Source organism: Rhodococcus sp. WB9 (assembly GCF_007558985.1).
Lineage (GTDB): Bacteria > Actinomycetota > Actinomycetes > Mycobacteriales > Mycobacteriaceae > Rhodococcus_F > Rhodococcus_F opacus.
On record NZ_CP041769.1, the window covers coordinates 1,218,457 to 1,243,504 of the forward strand.

General features: G+C 68.4%; 23 protein-coding genes. 7 read left to right on the forward strand and 16 right to left on the reverse strand.

What is annotated here, in order from left to right; translation table 11 throughout:
- Nucleotides 1-945 (reverse strand): ABC transporter permease, encoded by a 945-nt coding sequence (locus FND50_RS05875; protein ID WP_144285097.1) that lies wholly within the window; start codon nucleotides 943-945, stop codon nucleotides 1-3.
- A complete protein-coding gene (locus FND50_RS05880; RefSeq protein WP_144288985.1) occupies nucleotides 942-1,877 on the reverse strand; it encodes an ABC transporter permease in 936 nt (311 codons plus the stop codon). The genes FND50_RS05875 and FND50_RS05880 overlap by 4 nt, the downstream gene beginning before the upstream one ends.
- 386 nt (nucleotides 1,878-2,263) lie before the next feature.
- Between FND50_RS05880 and FND50_RS05885 the strand changes: the two genes are divergently transcribed.
- The 5 genes from FND50_RS05885 to FND50_RS05905 all read left to right on the forward strand — a co-directional run bounded on the left by FND50_RS05885 (nucleotide 2,264) and on the right by FND50_RS05905 (nucleotide 8,890).
- Nucleotides 2,264-3,838 carry an ABC transporter substrate-binding protein gene (locus tag FND50_RS05885; RefSeq protein ID WP_144285098.1) on the forward strand — a complete coding sequence of 525 codons (1,575 nt, stop codon included), beginning with the start codon at nucleotides 2,264-2,266 and terminating at the stop codon, nucleotides 3,836-3,838.
- A gap of 52 nt (nucleotides 3,839-3,890) precedes the next feature.
- Complete coding sequence (locus FND50_RS05890) at nucleotides 3,891-5,120, forward strand: exo-alpha-sialidase (protein WP_144285099.1); 1,230 nt, start codon at nucleotides 3,891-3,893, stop codon at nucleotides 5,118-5,120.
- Nucleotides 5,117-5,806, forward strand: coding sequence for an SDR family NAD(P)-dependent oxidoreductase (locus FND50_RS05895; RefSeq protein WP_144285100.1), 690 nt, complete (start codon nucleotides 5,117-5,119; stop codon nucleotides 5,804-5,806). The genes FND50_RS05890 and FND50_RS05895 overlap by 4 nt, the downstream gene beginning before the upstream one ends.
- 76 nt (nucleotides 5,807-5,882) lie before the next feature.
- The gene (pdxA, locus tag FND50_RS05900; protein WP_144285101.1) at nucleotides 5,883-8,111 is read left to right on the forward strand and encodes a 4-hydroxythreonine-4-phosphate dehydrogenase PdxA; all 2,229 of its coding nucleotides are present in this window, start codon (nucleotides 5,883-5,885) and stop codon (nucleotides 8,109-8,111) included.
- Between the two features lie 11 nt (nucleotides 8,112-8,122).
- The gene (locus tag FND50_RS05905; RefSeq protein ID WP_144285102.1) at nucleotides 8,123-8,890 is read left to right on the forward strand and encodes a DeoR/GlpR family DNA-binding transcription regulator; all 768 of its coding nucleotides are present in this window, start codon (nucleotides 8,123-8,125) and stop codon (nucleotides 8,888-8,890) included.
- Between the two features lie 17 nt (nucleotides 8,891-8,907).
- Here FND50_RS05905 and FND50_RS05910 read toward each other — a convergent pair whose 3' ends face one another.
- The 10 genes from FND50_RS05910 to FND50_RS05955 all read right to left on the reverse strand — a co-directional run bounded on the left by FND50_RS05910 (nucleotide 8,908) and on the right by FND50_RS05955 (nucleotide 17,667).
- Entirely contained in the window at nucleotides 8,908-9,408 is a 501-nt protein-coding gene (locus tag FND50_RS05910) for a hypothetical protein (protein ID WP_144288986.1), read from the reverse strand.
- Between the two features lie 35 nt (nucleotides 9,409-9,443).
- Nucleotides 9,444-10,253: a DUF6390 family protein gene (locus FND50_RS05915; RefSeq protein WP_144285103.1), complete on the reverse strand. Its 810-nt coding sequence runs from the start codon at nucleotides 10,251-10,253 to the stop codon at nucleotides 9,444-9,446.
- Between the two features lie 6 nt (nucleotides 10,254-10,259).
- Nucleotides 10,260-11,387, reverse strand: coding sequence for a hydrogenase formation protein HypD (gene hypD, locus FND50_RS05920; protein WP_005258643.1), 1,128 nt, complete (start codon nucleotides 11,385-11,387; stop codon nucleotides 10,260-10,262).
- A 25-nt stretch (nucleotides 11,388-11,412) separates the two neighbouring features.
- Nucleotides 11,413-11,685, reverse strand: coding sequence for a HypC/HybG/HupF family hydrogenase formation chaperone (locus FND50_RS05925; RefSeq protein ID WP_005244643.1), 273 nt, complete (start codon nucleotides 11,683-11,685; stop codon nucleotides 11,413-11,415).
- 26 nt (nucleotides 11,686-11,711) lie between these two features.
- Nucleotides 11,712-12,812 (reverse strand): hydrogenase expression/formation protein HypE, encoded by a 1,101-nt coding sequence (gene hypE, locus FND50_RS05930; protein ID WP_144285104.1) that lies wholly within the window; start codon nucleotides 12,810-12,812, stop codon nucleotides 11,712-11,714.
- Entirely contained in the window at nucleotides 12,809-13,501 is a 693-nt protein-coding gene (locus FND50_RS05935) for an SIS domain-containing protein (protein WP_144285105.1), read from the reverse strand. The genes hypE and FND50_RS05935 overlap by 4 nt, the downstream gene beginning before the upstream one ends.
- Nucleotides 13,498-14,247, reverse strand: coding sequence for a HypC/HybG/HupF family hydrogenase formation chaperone (locus FND50_RS05940; protein ID WP_016884043.1), 750 nt, complete (start codon nucleotides 14,245-14,247; stop codon nucleotides 13,498-13,500). The genes FND50_RS05935 and FND50_RS05940 overlap by 4 nt, the downstream gene beginning before the upstream one ends.
- A 44-nt stretch (nucleotides 14,248-14,291) precedes the next feature.
- Nucleotides 14,292-16,598 carry a carbamoyltransferase HypF gene (gene hypF, locus FND50_RS05945; RefSeq protein ID WP_144285106.1) on the reverse strand — a complete coding sequence of 769 codons (2,307 nt, stop codon included), beginning with the start codon at nucleotides 16,596-16,598 and terminating at the stop codon, nucleotides 14,292-14,294.
- A gap of 146 nt (nucleotides 16,599-16,744) precedes the next feature.
- Complete coding sequence (locus tag FND50_RS05950; RefSeq protein WP_144288987.1) at nucleotides 16,745-17,314, reverse strand: ATP-dependent Clp protease proteolytic subunit; 570 nt, start codon at nucleotides 17,312-17,314, stop codon at nucleotides 16,745-16,747.
- An 80-nt stretch (nucleotides 17,315-17,394) separates the two neighbouring features.
- Nucleotides 17,395-17,667: a helix-turn-helix transcriptional regulator gene (locus tag FND50_RS05955; protein WP_144285107.1), complete on the reverse strand. Its 273-nt coding sequence runs from the start codon at nucleotides 17,665-17,667 to the stop codon at nucleotides 17,395-17,397.
- 42 nt (nucleotides 17,668-17,709) lie between these two features.
- On the opposite strand from FND50_RS05955, the gene lhgO reads away from it, so the two are divergent.
- Nucleotides 17,710-18,915 (forward strand): L-2-hydroxyglutarate oxidase, encoded by a 1,206-nt coding sequence (gene lhgO / locus FND50_RS05960; RefSeq protein ID WP_144285108.1) that lies wholly within the window; start codon nucleotides 17,710-17,712, stop codon nucleotides 18,913-18,915.
- A gap of 10 nt (nucleotides 18,916-18,925) precedes the next feature.
- Here the strand turns inward: lhgO and FND50_RS05965 are convergent, their stop codons facing one another.
- The 3 genes from FND50_RS05965 to FND50_RS05975 form a co-directional block, all read right to left on the reverse strand.
- Nucleotides 18,926-19,519 carry a TetR family transcriptional regulator gene (locus tag FND50_RS05965; RefSeq protein WP_144285109.1) on the reverse strand — a complete coding sequence of 198 codons (594 nt, stop codon included), beginning with the start codon at nucleotides 19,517-19,519 and terminating at the stop codon, nucleotides 18,926-18,928.
- Complete coding sequence (locus tag FND50_RS05970) at nucleotides 19,509-21,032, reverse strand: MFS transporter (RefSeq protein ID WP_144285110.1); 1,524 nt, start codon at nucleotides 21,030-21,032, stop codon at nucleotides 19,509-19,511. The genes FND50_RS05965 and FND50_RS05970 overlap by 11 nt, the downstream gene beginning before the upstream one ends.
- Before the next feature lie 71 nt (nucleotides 21,033-21,103).
- Complete coding sequence (locus tag FND50_RS05975) at nucleotides 21,104-22,501, reverse strand: cytochrome P450 (RefSeq protein WP_144285111.1); 1,398 nt, start codon at nucleotides 22,499-22,501, stop codon at nucleotides 21,104-21,106.
- Nucleotides 22,502-22,598: 97 nt separating this feature from the next.
- Between FND50_RS05975 and FND50_RS05980 the strand changes: the two genes are divergently transcribed.
- Nucleotides 22,599-23,183, forward strand: coding sequence for a TetR/AcrR family transcriptional regulator (locus FND50_RS05980; protein ID WP_005258658.1), 585 nt, complete (start codon nucleotides 22,599-22,601; stop codon nucleotides 23,181-23,183).
- Nucleotides 23,184-23,219: 36 nt separating this feature from the next.
- On the opposite strand, the gene FND50_RS05985 is transcribed toward FND50_RS05980, so the two are convergent.
- Nucleotides 23,220-24,755, reverse strand: coding sequence for an acetyl-CoA hydrolase/transferase family protein (locus FND50_RS05985; RefSeq protein ID WP_144288988.1), 1,536 nt, complete (start codon nucleotides 24,753-24,755; stop codon nucleotides 23,220-23,222).
- Nucleotides 24,756-25,048: the final 293 nt, after the last annotated feature.

A 25,048-nucleotide genomic window follows, 5' to 3' on the forward strand; every position in this document is an offset into this window, starting at 1 on the left:
TCAGGCACGTCCCTTCCGCGTCCGAAGTTTGTGCAGCACACCCGGTTGCAGTCGCACCGACTTCGGCCGGTCGCGGAGTCCGTCGCCGAGCAGGTTCACCCCGATCACGAGGAGCACGATGACGAGACCGGGCAGGGTGACGAGCCACCAGGAGGTGGTGATGTAGTCCTGGCCGTCGGAGATGATCCGGCCCCAGGTGGCGAACGGACGTTGCGGCCCGGCACCGAGGTAGCTCAGCGCGCTCTCGAGAAGAACGGCCTGGGCGAGCAGCAGGAGCACGACGAGCGAGGCCTGCTTGATGACGTTGGGAACGACGTGGCGCAACAGGATGGCCGTGCGTCCGAGCCCGAGCACCCGCGACGCCGCGACATACGGTTTCTCGCGTTCGACGAGGACGAGTGAGCGGGTCAGCCGGGCGATCTCCGGCCACTGCGCGATCGCGATGACGAACGTGATCACCGGGATCGACGGGCCGAACAGGGCCACGACGAGCAGCAGCATCATGAGGAGCGGCAGCGACAGCTGGGCCTCGAGGAGCCTGCTCACGACGGTGTCGGTCCAGCCGCCGAGATACCCGGCGAGGGCGCCGAAACACAGGCCGATCAGCCCGGACACGACGACCGCGAGGATGCCGATCGTCAGCGACACCTGTCCGCCGTAGAGGACGCGGGAGAGCAGGTCGCGGCCGAGTTGGTCGGTGCCGAACAGGTGCCCGTCCGTCAGCGGCGGAAGGCGGCGCTGGGAGAGGTCGGTGGCGTCCGGCGACGGAAGCGGAAGCAGTTGCGCCAGTGCGACGGGCGCGATGACGGCGAGGGCGCAGATGCTGCCCACCCAGATCTTCACGCGACTGTCGCGGGCCCGGCGGGTGGCACCGGCCCGGGCGATGTCCCTGGCGGTGACGGCGCTCGGCCGCGCCTGTGCCGGGGGATCGATGACGGTGGTCATTTGTTCGTTCCCTTTCCGAGGCGGACGCGCGGGTCGAGAAGCGGGTAGCAGAGATCGACGACGAGTTGCACGAGGACGGCGAGCACCGCGGTCACCAGAACGGTGGCCTGGATGAGGGGGTAGTCCCGGGTCTCGAGTGCCCGCACCACCAGCGAGCCGACGCCGGGCCACGCGAAGACGACCTCGACCACGACGACACCGTTGAGCATGGACGCGAACCTCGTGCCCAGCGCGGTCAGGACCGGGATCGCCGAGTTCCGCAGGGCGTACCGCCAGATGAGTTCGCGCTCCGAGACACCTCGGGAGCGGGCCACGGTCATGTACGGGGAGGAGAACGCGCCGACCATCTCGCGGCGCACCATGCGGGAGATGAGGGCGATCTGCAGCACCGCCACGGTCACCGTCGGCAGCACCAGGCTCGACCACGTCGTGAAGCCGGCGGCGGGAAACACCGGGATCAGGACGGCGAACAGGGTGATGAGCATGAGGCCGGTCCAGAAGTCGGGCATGGACTGACCGGCGATGGTGACGACGTTGGCACCGAGCTCGCGTCTCGTGTCGGCGCGGCGGGCCATCCACACGCCGAGCGGAATGGACACCAGGGTGGTGAGCACGATCGCCGAGACGGCGAGGGTGATCGTGTAGGGGAGGCGGGCGAGGACGACGTCGAAGGCGGGCGCCTGAAACGAGTACGACGTCCCGAGATCGAGGTGGAGCAGGCCGCGCAGATACAGCAGGTACTGGGTGAACACGGACTGGTCGAGGCCCATGTCCGCTCGGATGCGGGCGAGATCGTCGGTGGTGGCCAGCGGCCCGGCCATCGAGTAGGCGGGGTCGCCGGGCGCCATCCGGATGAGGACGAACACTGTGGTCAGGGTCAGGAAGACGGCCAGCGCGCTCTGTCCGAGGCGTTTTGCGACGTAGCGGGGCATGGCCGCCGTCAGCATTCTCGGGGCACGGGAGGTCCGGCGGGGCGCCGAGCCCGGGGGCTGGGCTGCAAATGCCGTGTCGGCGGCGTGCTGCGTCATTCGGTCACCGGCCGTTCGGTGTCTGCGTGAGGGGTCATCGTCGACCTTTCGATAACGCCGGCGATGGGAGGTGTCGACACCGCGGCGTGTCGGGTACAGCAGCTTCGTTTGTAACTCAGCTCACAATCGCACTAATGCGCGTTGTGCGCAAGTCTCGAACCTCATCTTGCGCATCTCAAGCAACTCTGAGTAGAGTTCGGATGTGCCGGCGATCACATCGCGTGGTGGGCAACCATCTCGCGCCGTACCGGATCGCCGCGCCCCACACCCTGAGTCCCGAGAGGTCGACGATGACCAATTCTCTTTTCGAACAGCGTTTTTCGAGGAGAACGCTGCTCCGGTCGGGTCTGCTCCTCGGTGCCGGCCTCACGCTCGGATCCGCCGCTGGATGCGCGACCCCGACCGGAACGCCCGGACCGAGGACCGTGAGCCTGGCCCTGAACCGATCGCTCGTGAGCCTCGACAACAAACTGAACCAGTTCGATGCCGCACTCACCGTGCAGCGCGGCGTGCGGCAGGCACTCACCGAGATCGATCGGAACCTGCGGCCCCAGCTGGTCCTGGCCGATCGGTTCGAACTCGTCTCGCCCACCCAGTGGTTCGTGCACCTGCGTCCCGGAATCCGCTATTCGGACGGCAGCCCGGTGCAGGTCCGGGACGTCGCGACGGCCCTGCAGATGTACAGCCAGGTCGACGGATCCTTCGTCGGCGGGTTCTTCCCCGAGTGGCCCACGGTCGACCAGATCGACGACACCAGCTTCACGCTGAACACCGAGCGCCCCGTTCCGGTGCTCGACTACCTCATGTCGAACATCCTCGTCACCCCGGCGGCCGCGAATGTTCCCGAAGAACTGCAGTCGGGCGTGGGGACCGGACCGTACGTCGTGACGGAAAGCGATCGCGGCACCGGAAACTACACCCTGGAGCGCAACGGGAACTACTGGGGAACGCCGGCGCAGATCGAATCGGTGCGCGTCCGCTTCGTGCCCGACGAGTCGAACCGGGTCGTGACGTTGCGCAGCGGCGAGGTCGACGTCATTGACTCCATCACCCCGGACGCGGCCGATCAGCTCGCCGGACTGTCGGGCGTCTCGATCGACCGGATCGACGGAGTGCGGCTGAATCAGCTGTTCTTCAATTTCCGGAAACCGCAGGGGCATCCACTGGCCGATGCGCGGGTGCGCCGGGCGCTGACCTACGCCATCGACGGACATGCCCTCGCCGATCAGGTTCTCCAGGGCTCCGCCACCCCCTCGCGCGGGGTCATCCCGCTCACCCTCGACGGCGCCGTCGAGACCGGCGAGTACACCTACGACCCGGCCCGGGCCCGCGGTGAACTCGACGCGCTCGGGGTCCGCGACCTCGAGCTGAAGATCATCTGGGAGACCGGCGAATTCGCGGCCGACACCGACATCATGGAATCGGTGCTGCAGATGCTGTCCGCGGTCGGTGTGCGCACTACCCTGCAGCAGTTCGAACCCGGCGGTGACATCTCGCAGTGGCGTCAGGGCAAGGCCGGCGACTGGGACCTGCTGGGCAACGGCTTCCCGAGCCCGACGGGCCTGGCCCTCACCATCATGCAGGGCATGTACGCGGGCACCGCGGAGAAGGAAGCGACCCGGGACACGTACCACGGGTACATCTTTCCCGAGATCACCCGAATCATCACCCAGGCGTCCGAGGAGGCCGACGCCGCCCGGCGGGCCGAACTCCTCGCCGACGCGCAACGGCAGATCTGGGACACGTGCCCGTGCCTGTGGTCGTTCGTCCCGAAAGCCGTTCTCGCGCGGCGCAGCCGGATCGACGGCGTCGCGCTGCGCCCCACCAACTCCTACGACCTGAGCGTCGCGGCCCTGCACGCCTGACCGTGCCCGCACCGACAACTCGCCCCGCCCACTCGACGCACTGGAGACGCAGATGACCACACCGAGTCCCGCAACCGACACCCGATCCGCCGACGGCGTCGTTCGTCCCGCCGCCGAGAACGGCCGCCGCGACGCTCTGCTTCCCGCACCGCAGGTGCAGAACCACGCGGCGAATCTCACCGTCCTGCCGGACGGATCCCTCGGATGCGTGTGGTTCGCGGGCACCCAGGAGGGCGTGCCGGACATCAGCGTCTGGTTCTCCCGGCTCGCCTCGGATGCAGACGCGTGGTCGGAGCCGGTGCAGCTGTCCGACGATCCGACTCGTTCGGAACAGAATCCTGTTCTCCACGTGACGAATACGGAAACCGTGTGGCTCCTGTGGACGTCTCAGCATGCCGGCAACCAGGACACCGCACGGGTGATGCGGCGCATCTCCGCCGACGGCGGCCGAACGTGGGGCGAGGCGCACGTGCTGCTGCCGGAGACCGACGCCGGGGGTGTGTTCGTGCGACAGCCGGTGGTCGCACTCCCGACCGGGCGGCTCCTGCTCCCCGTGTTCCACTGCGTCCGCATCGAGGGCCGCAAGTGGGTGGGCGATCGCGACTACAGCAGCGTGATGATCTCCGACGATCACGGCGACTCCTGGCGCGAGGTGACTGTGCCGGGCAGCGTCGGCTGCGTGCACATGAACATCGGCCGCCTCGCCGACGGCACCCTCGTGGCCCTCTATCGCAGCCGCTGGGCGGACTCGATCTACCGCAGCACCTCGACCGACGACGGCGACACCTGGACCGAGCCGGTGGCCACCGAACTGCCCAACAACAACTCGTCCGTCCAGTTCGTCGTCCTGCCCGAAGACCGGCTCGCCCTGGTGTTCAACGAGTCCAGCGCCGCCGACGCCAACGCGCGGCGGACGTCCCTCTACGACGAGATCGACGACGACGGACTCGCCGACGAGGTACCGGCCGCGTCGGACGTGGAACCGCAGCCCCTCGACGACGGCGACTCCCGCAGCGCGTTCTGGGGTGCGCCCCGAGCGCCGATGACGCTGGCGATCTCCGAGGACGGCGGCCGCACCTGGCCGCTTCGCCGGGACCTCGAGACCGGGGACGGCTACTGCCTGTCCAACAACTCCCGCGACGGCCTGAACCGCGAGTACTCGTACCCCAGTATCACCACCGGGAACGACGGCCGCCTGCACGTGGCGTTCACCCGGTTCCGTCAGGCGATCGAATACGTCGAGCTCGAGGCCGGCTGGATCGCCGACGGGAGCCGGTCGTGACGCCGGGCGGACCGAAGCGGGCGCTCGTGACCGGGGTCAGCTCCGGCATCGGCGCCGCCACCGCCCGGCAGCTTCTCGGCGACGGATGGTCGGTCACCGGATTCAGCCGCCGCGACCCCGGCATCGACGACGACCGATTCTCCTGGACGGCCGTCGATCTCGGCGACCTCGACGCACTCTCGGAGCACGCGGCCGCCGCCGGTTCGGTGGACGCTGTCGTGCACGCCGCCGGCCTGCAATCCTCAGCACCTCTCGGGAAACTGCAGGTCGACGACGGCCTGAAGATGTGGCGGATTCACGTCGCAGCCGCGGAGGTTCTCGTCAATGCGCTCGCTCCGTCGATGCGCAACGGCGGCCGGGTGGTCCTGGTCGGCAGCCGCACGATGTCCGGAGCGGCGGGCAAGAGTCAGTACGTCGCCACCAAGTCGGCACTCGTGGGAATGTCGCGGTCCTGGGCTGCGGAGTTGGTGGACCGGGCGATCACTGTCAACGTGGTTGCCCCCGGTCCGACGGACACTCCGATGCTGAACGATCCGGCTCGCACGTCGACGCCTCCGCGGGTCCCGCCGCTCGGTCGATTCATCGCCCCCGGCGAGGTGGCAGGACTGATCGGATTCCTCCTGGGACCGTACGGCGGAAGTATCACGGGTCAGGCGATCGTGCAGTGCGCGGGAGCATCCCTGTGAACAGTCTGCGCGTAACGCGCAAAACTGCTACCATGAAATGCACGAAACGCGCAGATTCCCCGGCGAAGGCGGCATCATGAGACCGAAATCGATCGGATCCGATCCGACCGTCGCGGTCTTCGCCGACGACCTGTCCGGTGCCGCGGAAGTGGCGAGCGCGTTCCTCGATCGGAGTGCGCCCGTATCGCTCCTTCTCGGCGCCGCCGAAACGCATGAACCGGGCGGAGTCGTCATCGCGGATCTCGATACGCGGTCGATGAGCCCGGAGGATGCGGCACGCGCGGTTCGGCACGCGCTCGCCCGAGTTCCGTCCGATGCGCTCGTGGTGAAGAAGATCGACTCACTCCTCCGCGGAAACATCGGGCCCGAGGTGGGAATCCTCGCCGACACCGGCTTGGTGGTTTTCGCAGCCGGCCTTCCTGCAGTCGACCGGACCGTGCGCGGCGGCACCGTGCACCTCGGTTCGACACCGCTCCACGCCGCCGGCGCCTGGTCGGCGGAATCCACGCAGCCCCCGGAGTCGATCGCGGCACTCTTCCCGGGCCGACCCGCCCGGAACGTGCCCCGCGGTGCCGATGTCGCCGAGGCGCTGGCCCGCGCAGCGTCCGACGGCGCCATCGCGATCTGCGACGTCGAGACGGACGCCGACCTCGATTCGATAGTCCTGGCCTGCCGCGCATTTCCCGGGGTGCGACTGGTCGGGACGTCCGCCCTCGCCGCCGCCGTGGCGCGCACGCTGCCCCGTCGCGACGTTCCCGCCCCGGCGACCACCCACCCCGAATCCGTGCTCACCGTCGTCGGGACGGCGGAACCCGTTGCCGTGCAACAGGTGGCCGCACTCGTCGCCGACGGAGCCCGGCACGTGCCCGTCGACGCCCGGGCGCTTCTGCTCGGCGCCGTCGACACCGGGCCCCTGCGCCGCGCACTCGACAGCGGCCAGGCCGTGGTGACGGTCACCGGGGACGTGGACCCGTCCAACGCCCGGACGTTGTCGGCGGCGCTCGGCCGACTCGTCGCCGCCCTGCAGACCGACCGCCGATCCGATCTCGTGCTCACCGGCGGGGAGACGGCGCGGGCCGTCGTCGACGCCCTGGGGATCGCGTCGCTTCGGCCGGTCCACGAAGTCCACCACGGCGCCGTCGCCTCCCTGGCGTCCGACGGACGGCGAGTCGTCACGAGGCCCGGCAGCTTCGGCGACGCGACCAGTCTCTCCGCGATCGCGGCCTACCTGCGCGGCGCTCAGCCGCCCACCCACACCCCCACACAGCGAGGACCTCACATGACAGCGTCAACTGATACCGCGAACCTTCCCGTCGTCGCCGTCACCATGGGCGACGGCGCCGGAATCGGCCCCGAGGTGATCGTTCCCGCCTTGCTGGACGAGGCCACCCGGTCCTGGTGCACACCGGTCGTCATCGGCGACGCGAAGCGGCTTCGTCTCGCGGCGAATGTGCTCGGCATCGACGTCGATATCGTGACCGTCGAGTCGGTCGCGGACGCCGAGTCGGTACCCGGGCGCGTCAACGTCATCGATCTCGACCTCCTTCCCGACGACCTGCCGTGGGGCGAACTGTCCTCGGTCGCCGGGCACGCCGCGTACGAGTACATCCGCGTCGCCAGCGAACTCGCGGTACGCGGGGAGGTGCAGGCGATCTGCACAGCCCCGCTCAACAAGGAGGCGCTGCACGCCGCCGGCCACATCTTCCCGGGGCACACGGAACTTCTCGCGCACCTCACCGGCACGGAGGAGGTGTCCATGATGCTGTCGACTCCCAAGCTGAAGGTGATCCACGTGACCACCCACATCGGCCTGCTCGACGCCGTCGCGAAGATCGAACCCGGGCTCGTCGAGCGGACGATCCGGCGTGGGCACGACGCGCTGGTGCGCTCCGGTATCCCGGAGCCGAAGATCGGGGTGTGCGGCATCAACCCGCACGCCGGCGAGCACGGGCTGTTCGGCTACGGGGAAGAGGAGCAGAAGATCATTCCCGCGGTCGAGGTGCTGAAGGCGGACGGTATCGACGTCCACGGACCCTTGCCGGCGGATACCGCGTTCTTCCTCGCGGGGCGCGGCGACTACGACCTCATCGTGGCGATGTACCACGACCAGGGGCACGGACCGGTGAAAGTCCTCGGCATCGAGGCGGGCGTCAACATCACGGTGGGACTGCCCGTCATCCGGACGTCCGTCGACCACGGCACCGCCTTCGACATCGCAGGCAAGGGTATTGCCGAGGCCGGTAGTATGGTCGAAGCTCTTCGTCAGGCTGCCGAATTGGCAACCAGCACAGCGGTTGTGAAGTAGGGGGACGAAACATGGCGGTTCGCGAGTCGGAAGCACGCCGATCCGAGATCGTGCGACTGGCCCGGTCGAGCGGGTTGGCCAGCGTCGACGACCTGTCGGCGCAGTTCGGTGTCACCGCCTCCACCATCCGGCGGGACCTGAGCCAGCTCACGTCCCAGGGTCTGATCGCCCGAACCTACGGTGGCGCGATCGCGCTCGACCCCCAGCAGGAATCGTCACTCCGCCAGCGCGCTCTCGAGGGATTCGACGCGAAGCGGGCGATCGCGGAATGGGCCGCGAGCCAGGTCCGGCCAGGCGAGACCATCCTGCTCGACGCCGGAACCACCGTGGGTGCGATGGGGGAGTTTCTGCGCGAGATCGACGACATCACCGTCATTGCGGCCGGTCTCACGGCCCTCGAATCGCTCGCCGACGCCGACTCCGTGCGCGTCGAGTGCATCGGCGGAACCCTTCGCCACCTCAGCCAGGGGTTCGTCGGCCCACTCGCCGAGGCCACGCTCCAACGCGTCACCTTCGACCGCGCGTTTCTCGGCGCGGACGCCGTCACCGCGGATCTGGGCATCTGCGAGGCCGAACTGGAACAGACCCGCCTCAAGGAGATCATGATCGAACGCGCCGACGAGGTGTACGTGCTCGCGCACGCGGCGAAGCTCGGGCAGCGCCCCTTCCATGCGTGGGCGCCGATCCCTCCGGGAACCACGATCGTCACCGACGACTCGGCCGACACCGAGGAGACCGCGTCTTTCGAAGCCGCGGGGATGCGCGTGGTGCGCGTCTGACGACGGGCGACGGGGCCTTACCGCTTGTCCTTCTTCGCTTGCCGTCGTGCGCCTGCGGCGATGGTGGAGGCCTCGTACTTCTTGCGGCCGGATGATTTCCGGGTGGCGTCGACGCGGGCCTTGCCGGAGGAGCCGACCTTGCCGTTGCTGTCGCCGAGTTCGCTGAAGGACGGGGAGTCGCTGCGGGCACGGGCGAGGCGTTCGTCCTTCAGGTCCCGGGCGCTGGCGCGGGCCGCCGTCGCCAACTGGCCGCTCACCCGGCTCAGTGCCGCCTCGAAGACCTCCGCCTTGTCGGCGTTGCGCACGTTGGCCGCCTTCCCGGCCCCACGCGCACCCTTGTTTTCGACCTTCGCCGCGCCTTCCTGGCGGTACAGCTTGACGTGCTTGTTCCGGGCGCGGCGAATGCGGGTGTGCAGCGTGATCAGCGCGTCCTCGTCGAGATCGGTCATCTGCGACTTCTTGGTTTCACGAATCAGCACGAACTCGTCCTCGGACAGGGAATTGAGAATCTTCTTCATGTCGCTCCGATCCGGCCACAGGCCGTGAGTTGTAGTCATGGTAACGGGGAAACGTTCGCGTCGGTCTGGTTCGGTGATGTGGTGGGCACCTCCCCGGCAAGGCGTCGATTGGTCTGTGCAAGTTGCCATTCCGTCTGCCGCTGTAATCGTTCGACCCGGTCCGGGTCGAGGCGGTCACACACGAAATCCCAGTGCACCGCCACCCGGTCACCCACGGCGAGATGGCGCACAAAAGTTCCCTCGGGCACGCGGTAGTCGGCCGGGTCGTCCTGCTCGGGGCCGAGCGACAGCCGGGTTCCGTCCCAGTGCAGTCGCCGGGACCGGACCACGGCGCGATCGTCATCGAGACCCACCACCTCACCCCAGCGGATGCGGCACGAGTCGAGAACCTGTAGTGGCTGTGGCATTCCGGTGTCCAGCAGCCGCGACCACGGATACACCCCGAACACGTGAAAGTTGTGGGTGGGCGCCGCCTCCCCGAGCAGATCCTCGGTGAGGTGTTTCCAGTAGTGGCCGGCCTGCGACGCGAGGCGGGCGAGCAGTGCCGCGCCGAACTCGGCGCGGTCGACGCGGTCGGAGAGTTCGTCCGAGGTCCAGTAGGCTCGAACGACTCTCTCGTCCAAGGGGTCCGGTATTCCGGCGAGCTGGGCGATCACCTCCTGGTACGGCCAGGCGCCGCTGAACTGCTTCGCCAACGCCACCACGTCGGTATCCGGCGCCGCACCGCACGCGACCGCCTGCAGTCGCTCCGAACCGGGAGGGCCGCAGTAGCCCAAGGCATTCGGGGCGTGCGCATACTGCGCGAACACGCGATGCCCGGACGGCAACCTGTGTTCGCGCGGCATCACCGATCAGCCTCGCTGCCCCAGCAATTGCGCCGTCTCGCGGTGGAGCCGGCCGAAGTTGTAGTACGCGGCGCACGCGCCCTCGGGGGACACCATGCACGTGCCGATCGGCGTCTCCGGTGTGCAGGCCGTCCCGAAGACCTTGCATTCCCACGGTTTGATGACGCCTTTGAGAACCTCACCGCACTGGCACGCCTTCGGATCCGCGACCCGCACACCCGGCATCGAGAACTTCTCCTCGGCGTCGAACTCCGCGTAGTTGCGGTGGACCTTGAGCGCGCTCTGCGAGATGAACCCGAGCCCGCGCCACTCGAAGTGCGGGCGCAATTCGAACGTTTCGGCCATCAGCTTCAGCGCCTGCACGTTGCCCTCCGCGCGCACCACGCGCTTGTACTGGTTCTCGATCTCGCAGCGGCCCTCCCGGATCTGCTGGAGCAGCATGTGCACCGACGCGAGGATGTCGAGTGGCTCGAAGCCCGCGACGACCATCGGTTTGCCGTACACCTCGGACACGAACCGGTACGGCCGCAGCCCCACCACGGTGGACACGTGGCCCGGACCGAGAAAACCCGACAACCGCAGGTCGGGGGACTCGAGGATGGCCTTGATCGGCGGCACGATCGTGACGTGATTGCAGAACACACTGAAGTTCTTTACGCCCAGCGCCCGCGCGCGCACCAACGTCACCGCGGTGGACGGCGCCGTCGTCTCGAACCCGACGGCGAAGAACACCACCTGGTGGTCGGGATTGTCGAGCGCCACCTTCAGCGCGTCCAGCGGCGAGTACACGAAGCGGACGTCCGCGCCGCGGGCCTTGGCCTCGATGAGATTGCCCTTGGATCCGGGCACCCGCATCATGTCGCCGAACGTCGTGAAGATGACGCCGGGCTGTTCGGCAAGCCACATGGCGTCGTCGACACGGCCCATGGGGATGACGCACACCGGACATCCCGGTCCGTGCACCAGTTCGACCGATTCCGGCAGGAGATGCTCGATGCCGTGCCGGTAGATGGTGTGGGTGTGCCCGCCGCACACCTCCATGAATTTGAACTCGTCGCCACGGGCCAGTTCGGTGATGGATTTGACCAGGGCGCGTGCCGCCGCCGGGTCCCGGAATTCGTCGACGAACTTCATCCCTGTTACCTCGCTCTTGCTGTAGTCACGCGATTTCGGACGAGTTGAACGCGTCGATCTCGTTCACGTAGTCGGCGCCCATCTTCTGCACCTGATCCAGCGTCAGCTGCGCCTCGATCTCGTCGATCTTCGCCATCGCGAAACCGACGTGCACGAGCACCCAGTCACCGACGACGAGACCTTCTTCGGCGAGCAGTCGCACACTGATCGTTCTCTGGACGCCGTTCACGTCCACCTTGGCCAGATGCTGTTCGGCGTCGACGATGTCGACCACCTGACCGGGTATCCCCAGACACATCGTGGTTCTCCTTCTCGGGCTGTTCTTCAGCAGATTCGGGGGAGCGGGTCGCCGACGAGCATGTCGACGATCCGGCTGCCGCCGAACGAGGTTCGCAGTGCGACGATGCCCGGCGGTTCGGCCAGGATCTCGCCCACCACGGTGGCATCGGCTCCCCTCGGGTGGGATCGCATCGCCGCGACGGCCGCATCCGCCTCGTCCGCCGCGACGATCGCGACGAACTTCCCCTCGTTCGCGACGTACAGCGGGTCGATGCCGAGCATGTCGCAGGCGCCCAGCACCTGCGGCTCGATGGGCAGGGACTGCTCGTCCACGATCACGGCGAGCTGGCAGGCGTGAGCGAGTTCGTTGCACACGGTGCCGACGCCGCCGCGGGTGGCGTCCCGCATCCACCGCGTCGACGGTGCCGCGTCCAGCAGCGTCTCCACCAGCGAGTTCACCGGGGCCGTGTCGGAGGCGATGTCGGCCTCGATGGCCAGGTCGCCGCGGGCGAGCATGACCGCCATGCCGTGGGCGCCGATGGTGCCCGACAACAGCACCTTGTCGCCGGCGCGCACGAGATCCGCCGACAGCCGCCTGCCCTCCGGGATGACGCCGACACCGGCGGTGGAGATGTAGACGCCGTCGGCGGCGCCCTTGCCGACGACTTTGGTGTCGCCGGTGACGATCTGCACTCCGGACAGGACGGCCGCCTCGCTCATGTCGGCGACGATCTCCCGCAGTTCGGCGATCGGGAAGCCCTCCTCGATGACGAACGCCGCCGACAACCACCGCGGGCGCGCACCGGACACGGCGAGATCGTTCACCGTCCCGTGCACCGCGAGATGCCCGATGGAACCGCCGGGAAAACGCAGTGGCTGAACCACGTACGAGTCGGTGGAGAACGCGAGCCGCTCACCCGACGGCATGGTGAGCGCGGCCGCGTCACCGAGTTGCTCGAGTTCCTCGTTGCGGAACGCCTCGACGAACACCGCGTCGACGAGGGCCGCCGACGACTTCCCGCCCGCACCGTGAGCGAGGGTCACCACCTCGTCCAGCAGCCGCGGCCGGCGTTGCCGGAACTTGTCGATCCGCTCGAGGACCCGGTCTTCCCGTTCCGCCGAGGTTGCCGGTTCGGTGGTGCTCATGAAGCCTCCACGGAGCTGGGAGCGGGCCGCGCCATGTGTTCCTGGGCCACCGACCACAGCCGGTACCCGAGCATCGCGTGGCTCTCCTGGATCCGGTGGATGCTCTGCGAGTGGACGGTGTAGCAGAAGTCGAGTTCGCCGGCGGACGCCATCGCCGCCATCCGGCCGCCCTCGTGCCCGGCGAATCCGATGGTCAGCAGCCCCCGCTGTTTCGCCTCGGTGAGCGCTGTCATCAGATCGTCGGAGTTGCCCGACGTCGACAGTGCGATCGCGACGTCCCGGTCCCGGGCGTGCGCGATGATCTGCCGCTTGAAGATCAGATCGAAACCCACGTCGTTGCCGAGCGCCGTCACCACGGCCTGATCGGCGGCGAGCGACCACGCCGCCACCGGCCGTCCGCGGGCGGGACGGCTGAACAGCGACGCGAGCGTGGCGGCGTCGGTGGAGCTGCCGCCGTTGCCGAACGTGTAGAGCCGGCCGCCGCGACGGAATCTGTCGGCCATGTCGATGCCAGCCGCGGTCAGGCCGTCGCCGTACTCGTCGAGGGACTCCTTCTGCAGGCGCGCGCTCTCGGCGGCCTTCCCCCGCGCGGAGGCGGCGAGGTCGTCGAGGAGGCTCTGGGCGTCGGTTTCCTCCGAATCGATGAACGGGTAGAGGAAGCTCGTGCTCTCCGAGTCGTGTGTCGTCATCGGTTCGCCTCCTGACCGGCGTCGTCGAGTCGTGTGATCGCGGCACCCGCGTGCACCAGGACGAGGTCGTTGGGCTGGACGTCGCCGAGGACGCTGACGTCCACCCACTCCTCGCCCGCGGCGGTGCGGACCAGGGCAGGTCCGAGCGGTTCGGCCGGCTCGATCACTACCTCACCGAGACGCCCCTCGTCGCTGCACGTGACGCAGACCGTCTCGTCGCACTCCTCGGCGTCGGGCTTCAGCAGTCCCGAGTGCTCGAAGCAGACGTGGGTGAGTTCCCACAGCAGGTGATACATGAGGACGAACCGCCCGGTGGCCGGCACCATCGGATCCTCCGAGTCGACCCAGAGGATGTGGTTCGCCGCACCGGCCGGAGGTCGGGGGCCCGCCCCGATCCACAGCGTCATCGCGCCCCACGCCGGTGCGCGGCGCATCGCGTCGACCACGGCGGGTTCGTTCGCCGACGCCACGGCCAGCAGGATGTCGCCGGGCCTGCTCGCCACCCGGGCCTGCGCCACCGGATCGGGTTCGACGAGTGCCACCGACGGCAGCGCCCGTTTGCCCATGATCACGGGATGCACGAATTCGACGGCGACGTGATGGGCGTGCGGTTCCCACTGGGGTGAGATCACCCAGAGCGTCGCGCCGTCATGGAATCTGCGGGCGAGTGACAATGCTGCGGCAGCGAGATCCGCAGACAGGTCCGTGTCGACAAGGTGCCCGCCCGCCTCTGCGGTGGTGGTCATTCACTAGCTCCCGTCCCGGACCGGCCGGTCGGGGGCTGCCGACGTCACGGTCCGCGCATGGTTGCCGCGGCACCGATCACCGCCTGGCCGAGGGAGAGTCCTCCGTCGTTGGGAGGCACCCGGTGGTGGGTGAGGACTCGATAACCGCTGCTCTCCCAGTGTGCTCTCACCAGTGCGAGGAATAAACGGTTTTGAAAGACTCCTCCGGTGAGTCCGATCGTCGACGCGCCGGTCGCGGTGGCGGCCCGGTCGACGAGATCGGCGGTGGCAGCGGCGAGGGCATGGTGGAAGCCCAGTGCGAGCGCAGCGGGCGGGGTCCCGTCGCGGAGACCGGCAACCAGTCCGGACACCAGAAGAGGCAGCTCGAGCTGGTCGTTCTCCACGTCCATGGCCAGGGGAGCCGGGTGGAGGGCGGTCCGGGCGAGGGCCTCGAGTTCGATGGCGGCCTGCGCCTCGTAGGTGACCCGATGCCGGACCCCGAGCAGCGACGCGACGCCGTCGAACAGGCGGCCTGCGCTCGTCGTCCTGACGCAACCGAGACCCGAGTGCAGTTGCGACTCCACGGCCGCGCGTTCCGCGGGGGGGATCGCCTCCACGCACGGCAACCCGTCGACGTCGGTGATCCCGCACTCGTGCAGCAGAGCCAGCGCCACCCGCAACGGATTCCGGACGGCGGCGTCACCGCCCGGCAACGAGAAGGGCTGGATGTGCCCCACCCGCCTCGTGTCGAGGATGTTCGGGCCGACGAGGAGGAGTTCGCCGCCCCACACGGTGGTGTCGCAGCCGTACCCGGTCCCGTCGAACGCGACACCGAGCACCGTCGTCCCGACCAGTCCGTGTTCGGCCATCAGCGACGCGACGTGCGCGTGGTGGTGCTGCACGGTGAGCAGGGGGACGCCGGTCCTGTCGCTGTAGCGCCGGGCCCAGTGGTGCGTCGAATATCCGGGGTGCCGGTCGGCGACCACCGCCTCCGGGGTGATGCCGTGCAGATGCGTCAACTGCCGCACCGACGTCTCGAAGGCGCGCTGACTCTCCAGGCTGCCCATGTCGCCCAGGTGCGCCGAGCAGAACGCGTAGTCCTGCCGGGTCAGGCAGAAGGTGTTCTTGATCTCCGCGCCCACCGCGAGGATCTCCGGGCCGTGCGCGGGGAGCACAACGGGCAGCGGTGCGAATCCGCGCGAGCGGCGGATCGGCAGCACCGCCCCGGCCTCGACCGCGAGCACGGAATCCTCGCAGGGCACCGCGATGCGGCGGTCGTGCATCAGGAACACGTCGGCGATGTCCGTCAGTCGCGTGCGGGCGTCGTCGTTGTCGAAACAGAGGGGCTCGCCGCTCAGATTGCCGGACGTCATGACCAGCACCCGCGGTGGGTCGACGTCGCTGCCGGGGGTCCGGGTGAACAGGAGATGGTGCAGCGGGGTGTAGGGGAGCATCACCCCGAGGTCGTCGATCCCGGGCGCGATGCCGTCGGCAATCGACGCAGTGTTCTTCTTGCGCAGCAACAGGATCGGCCGGGCCGCGTGTCGCAGCAGCGCGCTCTCGGGCTCGGAGATCTCGCACAGCTCGGCGGCGACGGACAGGTCCGCGGTCATCACCGCGAACGGTTTATCGGGGCGGTGCTTGCGCGCCCGCAGAGTCTCGACGGCGGTCGGGTCGGCGGCATCGCACACGAGGTGGAACCCGCCGAGGCCCTTGACCGCCACGATCCGGCCGTCCCGCAACGCCCCCTGCACCGCGGTGAGGACGGCGTCGTCCCCGTCGATCCGGTGCCGGTCGATCTCGGCGAACAGGTGCGGACCGCAGTCGGGGCAGCACACCGGCTGGGCGTGGAACCGTCGGTCCGCGGGGTCGCGGTATTCGGCGAGGCACGCCGCGCACAGCGGGAACTCGGCCATCGTGGTGTTGGGCCGGTCGTAGGGCAGGTCGGTGATCACCGTGAACCGCGGCCCGCAGTTGGTGCAGTTGACGAACGGGTGGCGGTACCGCCGGTCGTGCGGATCGGCCAGTTCGCGAAGACAATCCGCGCACGTCGCCACGTCCGGCGACACCAGTGTCCGCGCGCCGGCGACGTGCCGGCTGTCGATGATCCGGAACGACTGGTCCCCGCGCACCGGAACGGGCTGGGCGGTCGCGTCGACGATCACGGCCATCGGCGGCGCGTCCGCGCGGAGCCGGCGCACGAACTCGGACACCGACGCCGACTTGCCCTCGATCTCGATGAAGACGCTGACGTCGTCGTTGCCGCAGTGGCCGTGCAGTCCGAGGTCGTCGGCCAGTCGCGCGACGAACGGGCGGAAGCCGACCCCCTGCACGACCCCGTGGACCGTGATGCGCGATCGTTCGACCGTCATCCTCGGATGATTCCCCCGTCGAGGTGCGGGGCGCAAGAGCCCGCCCGTTGACGTCCAGCCGCACAGCCGCACCCTTCCTCGGTTCGCGCACTCGAAATTGCGCCCGAATTCGTGCGCGGGAGCCGACAACGAGTGCGTCCGCCGGATTACTCCCCGTCGACCGAACGCGCGCCGGTGACGGCGTCGATCAACCCGTAGTCGCGCGCCTCGTCGGCGGTGAGGATCCGGTGGTCCCGCATGTCACCGATCACCGTGTCGACGGGACGCCCGCAGGAGTCGGCGATGCGCTGCTGCAGCCTCCGCAGTTGCTGCTCGTGATGTTCCGCGGCGATGGCGACGTCCGACGCCGGACCGGCGCAGGACGTCTGCGGCTCGCGGAGGTGGAACGTGGCGTGCGACGCCGACGTCCGGCGATCGGCGGGCGCGAGGAGGGCGATCGCCATTCCCCGAACGTCGCCGCGGCAGTGGACGTGCAGCGGGACGGCCATCAGGTCGAGGGTGTCGAGGAGGGTGGCGGCCGCGTCGATGTCGGCGTCGACGCCGTGCAGCCACAGCTGGACCTCCCCGTCGTCCGAGGCGTCGAGCAACGCCAGCGACGCCGCCGCGCGGTTGGTGGCCTCGGCGTCGAGTCGGCCGGTCAGCGACACGATCCGTTTGTCGAACAGGCGCTCGGCCAGCCAGTCGGGACCGGGAGCGGGCACCGACGTGACGTGCATCGGTGCGGGCGGCTGCCGGGGATCCGGCTGCCAGGGCGTGTGAAACGGCGGGACCGGTGGTGGGGTGGGTGGTGGCCAGATCATGGTGATGACTCCCGGTGCGCTGAGATCGTCCAGTCGACCGTCCGGCCCACGGCCTCCGCATACCGTTCGAGCGTCGACAGGCGGGGGTCGACGTCGCCGCGTTCGAGCCGGGCCACGGCCGACTGCGACGTGCCCATGTGGGCGGCGATCTCCGTCTGCGTCAGACCGCGCTCGCGGCGAGTGCTGACGAGCTCGTCCAGCAGCGCTCGACGCCGATCGGACAGGTGCTCCAGTCCGGGAAAAGACGTGCGTCGAGGGGTGGGCGACATACCATCGATGATATCTCGAGAACGGTATACGGAGGGGTGCTCATGGCGAAGGTTCGTGCGGCCGTCATCGGCGGCGGCATCATCGGTCTGGCGGTCGCCCGGGAACTTCTGCACCGGATGGACGGCGTCGAGGTAACGCTGTTCGAGAAGGAATCGCGGGTCGCAGCCCACCAGACCGGCCACAACAGCGGCGTCGTCCACGCCGGCCTGTACTACCCACCGGGCAGCCTGAAAGCGCGCCTGTGCCGCCGTGGCGTCACCCTCCTGCAGCAGTACGCGGAGAACAAGGGTGTGGCCTACGAGGAATGCGGCAAAGTGGTGGTCGCCCACGACTCGTCCGAAGTGGCGCGGATGGCCGCCATCTTCGACAGAGCGGTGGCCAACGGCGTCCCCGGCATCCGCCAGGTCCCGGGGGAGGAGATCCCCGAGATCGAACCGCACGCACGCGGCGTCGCCGCCGTGCACTCGCCGCACACCGCGATCATCGACTACGTGGCGGTCGCGAAGGCTCTCGCCGCGGACATCGCCGCCGCGGGCGGACGCGTCCTCCTCGGCCGGGAGGTCGTGGGCCTGGACAGCCGGACCGCGGAAACGGTGGTCACCACCCGTCAGGGCAGCGAGGCCTTCGACCTGGTGGTCACGTGTGCGGGACTGCAGTCCGACCGGGTGGCACTGATGTCGGGTGAACCGCGATCACCTCGGGTGGTGCCCTTCTTCGGCGACTACTTCCTGCTCGAGCCCGAGCGGTCCTCGCTCGTGAAGGGGCTGATCTACCCGGTTCCGGACCCGCGGTACCCGTTCCTCGGCGTCCACCTCACCAAGAGGATCGACGGGCGAATCATGCTCGGACCGAACGCCTTTCTCGCCTTCGGGCGGGAGGCATACGACCGTCGGGGTTGGTCGGCGTCGGACGTGATGTCGGCGGTCGGGTTTCCCGGGTTCTGGCGGTTCGCCGTGCACAACACCGCGGCGGCAGTCCGTGAGGCCCGCACCGTCTTCAGCACGGGACAGTTCGTGAAGGAGGCGCAGAAGTACGTGCCCGACGTGCGCCGCTCCGACGTCACCCGCGGACCCCGGGGCATCCGCGCTCAGGCGATGAACGCCGACGGCAGCCTCGAGGACGACTTCGTCATCACCGGGGCGGGACGCGTCGTTCACGTCCGGAACGCGCCCTCACCGGGTGCGACGTCGTCACTCGCCATCGCGGAACACGTCGTGACGGAGGTTATCGCCCGCGCGACCGCGTGACCTGCCGGGTCTACGACGTGGCACGCCCGAGCGGCAACCCGTCCTCGAGGAACTCCAATGCGCGCAGGGCGAGTGGCAGATCACCGGGAAGCAGATCGACCACACCGAGGATGACCCCGACGATCGCCCCGGCGAGCGCGCGGACCTCGAAGTCGTCGGCGGTGCGTCCGACCCTGCGCGCCATGACACCCGCGATCATGTCGATGCTGCGCACCATTTCCTGCATGATGGCACCGCGAAGTTCCGGGACCGAGTACAGCAGTTCCTGACGCTTCCGCTCGAAGTCCAAGTCTGCCTGGGACAGGCCGGCGAACACGGACTCGGCTGCCTTCCGGAATGCGGTGATCAGCGGGACGTCCGGCGGTTGCGCTTCGATCGCCTCGATCATGATCGGATCGAGGTCGTCGGCGAGCACCAGTTGTTCCTTGGTGGGGAAGTATCGGAAGAACGTGCTCGGCGACACGTCCGCCGCCTCCGCGATCTGCTCGATCGTGGTTTCGGCGTAGCCCTGTTCACGGAACAACCGAAACGCCTCGGAACGGATGGTCAGCCGGGTGCGCGCCTTCTTCCGCTCCCGCAGGCCTGGTCGAGCGTCAATGGACATGTACCGATTCTGACTCATCCTGCTCCCGGGCCGGGGTATCGCGGGGCGTGAACCGCGCTGCGAGCACCATCGCGACGGCGCAGATGCCCGCGCACACCCACAGCATGAGCCCCATCCCGGACAGGAACGACGCCTGGACGTGCGCGAGCATCGACGGGTCGCCGGTCGCCTCGGCCACCGCGACGCCGGCGTTGACGCCGTCGCGGACCGGATCCACGTCGAGTGCGCCCAGTTCGGTCCGGTAGCGGGTGGCGAGCACGGTGCCCAGCACCGCGACCCCGATCGTTCCGCCTGCCTGCCGCAGCGCCTGGATCAGCGCCGAGCCGGAACCGGACCGTTCGGCCGACAGTGCCCCCAGGGCCGCACCCATCGCCGCCGGCATCACGAAACCCATTCCCGCGCCGACGAGTGCGATCCATGTCGCGGTGAACCAGTACGCGGAATCGACGGAGGTCAGGGCGCCGGTCGCGAGTCCCGCCGTGAGGAGGGCGAACCCGATGACGATGACCGGCCGGGCGCCGGCGCGCCGAAGCAGTTGGTCGCAGAGCCGGGTGCCGACCAGCAGTCCGCCGATCAACGGCAGCAGACGGAGGCCGCTACCCAGCGCGTCGACCCCGAGCACGGCCTGGAAGTACTGCGGAACCGTGAAGAACAGCCCGAACATCCCGAAGTTGACCAGCGTCGTGAAGATCGTGCCCCAGCGGAATCCGGGACTGGCGAACAGCGACGTGTCGATCAGGGGATGACGCGACCGACGCTCCCACATCGCGAACAGTCCGAGCACGACCACGGCAGCCGCGATCGACGTAAATGCCAGTGTGTCGCCCCAGCCGTCCTGGCCGGACTTGATGAAACCGTAAGTGAGGCAGAGTAATCCGAATGACGACAGTGTGGCGCCGAGATAGTCGGTGGGCGACTGCTCCTCGCTGCGCGATTCCGGAACCAGGGTCGCGACGGCGATCGCGCCGACGACGACCAGCGGCACGTTGATCAGGAACACCGATCCCCACCAGAAGTTTTCGAGCAACCACCCGCCGAGAATCGGGCCGAGGGGCAGGCCGATCGCGGTGGACGTCACCCAGATGGTCAGTGCCCGCGACTGTTCGCCGGCCTCGGGGAACAGCACGGGCAGCACCGCCATCGACAGCGGCATCATCACCGCGGCCCCCAGCCCCAGCAGGGTGCGTCCGGCGATCAGTTGACCCGACGTGGTCGCGTAACTGCAGAGCAGCGACGCGACACCGAACAGGACGAGTGCGCCGAGCAGAAGCTTCTTGCGGCCGTAGCGGTCGCCGAGCGCGCCCGCCGGCAGGAGCGCCGCGGCGAGTACCAGCGTGTACGCCGAACTGAACCATTGCAGTTGCGAGTTGTTCGCCCCGAGATCGACCGCCAGTGTCGGCAGTGCCACCGTCAGGACCGTGATGTCGAGTCCGATGGTCAGCATGGCCACGGACAGGGCTCCGAGCGCCCACCAGCGGCGGGGGACGACTTCGATGACCGTCGTTTCACTCATGACAGCTCCACTCGAAAGAAAGTTACTATATTTTGATAGTAACTCTCACTTTGTGGCTGTCAAGGGACCGGTCAGCGCCGGCGTATCTGCAGTGTGAAGCCCTCGGGCATGAGGGTGAGCCGCTCGGCGACCTTCAGTCGATAGCTCGGGTCGCCCACGATGTCGTATCGACGCAGGATCGTGCCGAGAACCAGGACCGCCTCGTGCAGGGCGAACTGTCGTCCGATGCAGGCGCGCTCGCCGGTCCCGAACGGCTTGTACACGTGCGCGGGACGGGACCGGATGCGCTCGGGCAGGAAATGGTCGGGGTCGAACGCCTCGGGATCGTCACCCCACACGGGGTCGCGGTGCAGGGCGGGGATGAGGACGAGAACCCAGTCGCCAACCTTCATCGGGTACTTGCCGACGAGGGTGGTGTCGACGGTCGCCTCCCTGCCGTACGCGGGGGCTGTCGGCCACAGCCGCAGCGATTCGTCGAGCACCCGGCGCACGTAGCGGAGTTTCGCGATCTGCTCGAACGCAGGCTCTTCGTCGCCCCAGACCGCGTCGACCTCCGCCTGCGCCTTCGCGAGGACGTCGGGATGTCGCGACAGATAGTACAGGGCGAACGACAGTGCGCCGGAGGTGGTCTCGTGCCCCGCGACCAGGAACGTCACCACCTGGTGGCGGATGTTCAACTCGTCGATCCGATGGGGATCGTCCTCCCGCGCTGCCCGCAGCATGAGTTCGAGCAGGTCCTCGGGGCCGGCCTCGGCGCTGTCGCGACGGGCACGGATCACCTCGTCGACGACCTCGGCCATGTGTTCGAGGTTGGCGACGTTGCGTCGATCCGACCGTCGCATCAGCAGGCGCCCGAGCGTGCTGGACTTCACGAACGTGGTGCGCTGCGAATGGCTCAGCGCTCCGACCATCGCCTGCACGAAGGGGTGCGGCCGCTCGCGTCTGAACGAGTCGAAGGAATAGCTGAAGCCGGTGCGGCCGATGGTCTCGAGCGTCAGCTTCGTCATGTCGGAGGAGACGTCGATGGGGGAGCCGTCCACCCGCTCGTCCCAGTGCTCCGCCAATTCGCCTGCGACATCCAGCATCGTGCGGTGATACGACCGCATCGCGGATTTGGTGAATGCCGGGGCGAGGAGGTTGTGCGCCTTGCTCCAGTTCGGCTCGTGGTTGTAGGCGGTGAACAACCCGTCGCCACCCACCTCACGCAGCGACGCGACACCGGGCGCCAGGTGCTTCGCGAACCGGGATTCGTCGGAAAGTTCCGCGACCATGTCGGCACCGGAGGCGAATACGAACCGATTGCCGAGGACGTTGCGCTCGAAGATGGGCCCGAGCTTTCTGCCGATCTCCATCGAATTCTGCACGGGAGTGCGGATGCTGATCCCGAAGACGTCGCCGACGACGGGAAGCCGCCATCGAGGATGCGGGATGGTCGCCTCCGCTGTGGTGTGCAGTGATTCGACGCTCATGTCGACCCCCGTGTCGATGTGGCCTGCGTTACTGAATTGATGTCTAGTACGCAAGGTACGCCTTACTGAACCGGTGTCAAGCAGTACGGTGACTGGCATGACCAGCGCCCGCCGACGGCTCGCCCCGGAGCAGCGCCGGGCGCAGTTGCTCGACATCGGCGCGCGGCTGTTCGCTGACCGCCCCTACGAGGACGTGTGGATCGAGGAGGTCGCGGAACTCGCCGAGGTGTCGCGCGGATTGATGTACCACTACTTCCCGACGAAGCGCGATTTCTTCGCCGCGATCGTCGAACGCGAATCCGAACGACTGCTCGAGGTGACGGCCCCCGACTCCACGCTCCCCGTCGAGGAACAGGTCGCGGCCGGCCTCGACGCGTACTTCGAGCACGTCGCGAGCCACCGGCACGGAGTCCGGGCCATCAACCACGGCGCACTGTCGGCCGACGCCGACATCCGGGCCATCGTCGAGCGGGAACTCGACGCCCAGCAGCGCCGCATCGTCGACGCGCTCGATCCCCCCGACGGCGAACGGGAACTCGTCGGCGTCGCGGTGCGCGGGTGGATCGCCTTCGTGCGCGCCGTGTGCATGGACTGGCTCGATCACCCGTCGATCGCCGAGGGTGAGCTACGTGAACTCTGCCTGCGCTCGCTGCGCGGAATGCTGGGTGGGCGGCTCGACTGAGCCGCGCTCAGCGTCCGGCTCTGCCGGGGGTCCGGGCTACCGGGCGGGACCGTCCTGGAGCCGCATCGAGCCGGACTCGACGTACCGCTGGTGGAACGAGAACGCCTCCCCGAGCAGGTGCGGCGTCTGGCCGGCTCCCGGGGTGGCCGTCGCCCGCTCGACGTAATCGGTGAGCAGCGGCCGGAATTCCGGATGCGCACAGCGCTCGATGATCACCCGTGCCCTCCGGCGCGGCGACAACCCCCGCAAGTCGGCGAGGCCCTGCTCGGTGACCAGCACCTGGGTGTCGTGCTCGGTGTGGTCGACGTGCGGGGTCATCGGGACGATCGACGAGATCGCCCCGTTCTTCGCCGTGGACGGGCTGAGGAACATCGACAGGTACCCGTTGCGCGCGAAGTCCCCGGAACCGCCGATGCCGTTCATGATCTTGGTGCCCATCACGTGCGTCGAATTGACGTTCCCGTAGACGTCGGCCTCCAACATCCCGTTCATCGCGATGATTCCCAATCGGCGGACCACCTCGGGGTGGTTGCTGATTTCCTGCGGACGGAGCCGGATGTGCTGCCGGTAGAAGTCGATGTTGGAGGTCAACTCCTCGATCCCCGCCTCCGAGAGTGCCAGCGCGGTAGCCGACGCGAACCGGACGGTGCCGTGCTTGATCAAGTGCAGCATCCCGTCCTGGATGACCTCGGAATAGCAGGTCAAACCGCGGTACGGGCCGCGATCGAGCCCGCCGAGTACGGCATTGGCCACGTTTCCGACGCCCGCCTGCAGTGGCAGCAGGGTGTTCTCCGGGAGCCGGCCACGCCTCACCTCGTGGTCGAAGAAGTCGAGCACGTGGGCCGCGATCGCCTCGCTGACCGCATCCGGGGCGGTAAGCGCGCTCGCACTGTCGGGGGCGTTCGTCTCCACCACCGCAACAACCTTGGCCGGGTCCACCCGGTAATGCGGTTGCCCGATGCGGTCCTCGACGTCGGTGAGTTCGATCGGCCGGCGGTGCGGGGGCAGCGCTGTGCCGTAGTAGATGTCGTGGATTCCGTCCATCGCGTCCGGAACCCACGAGTTGACCTCGAGAATGACTTTCTCCGCGACGTCGAGCCAAGTCTTGTTATTTCCGACCGACGCGGAGGGGATCAGCTCACCGGTCTCGGTGATGCCGGAAACCTCGACGACCGCGACGTTCACCACACCGTAGTAGCCCTCCCACACCTGCTGGGCCACGTGTGAGAGGTGGATGTCGACGTAATCCATCCGCCCCTGGTTGATCTTCTGGCGCGCCGTGGATTCCGCCTGGTAGGGCATCCGCAGGGCGATTCCGTCGATCTCGGCGAGCATCCTCTCGGTCTCCGTCGACACGGACGCCCCGGTCAGCAAGTCGATGGTGAAATTCGCGCCGGCCGCGCGGGCGGAGTGAATCCGGTCAGCCAAGGCCGGGATGACCGCCTTGGGTGTCCCTGCGCTGGCGAAACCGCTGACAGCGACGGTGTCACCCGGACCGATGGCCTTCACCGCTTCCTCCGCCGACGTCACCTTCTGCTGAAACGCCGAATGTCGAATCCGGTTCGACTGCAACGGGGACGCGGGATCACTGATCTGGAGGCTCACGGCGGCCAGTGTAGAAGTGAGTGGCGTGACGCGAACACCCGAAAGTTCGTCGGATCACATCCGGTGTTCGCCACTACCCGTCGTCCGCGACCGTTCGTCGCGGCGGGCCCGCCGCTCGTCGGTTCTGCGAGGTCGCCCGTCGAATCGCGCACGCGGCCGCCTCGTATCGTGATTTTGGTCACACGACGAGGGCTTACCGTGCGGAAGCTCGGCGAGAACGCCGATGGAGAGGCGGAGGGTGCGGGATCGGCAGAACGCTG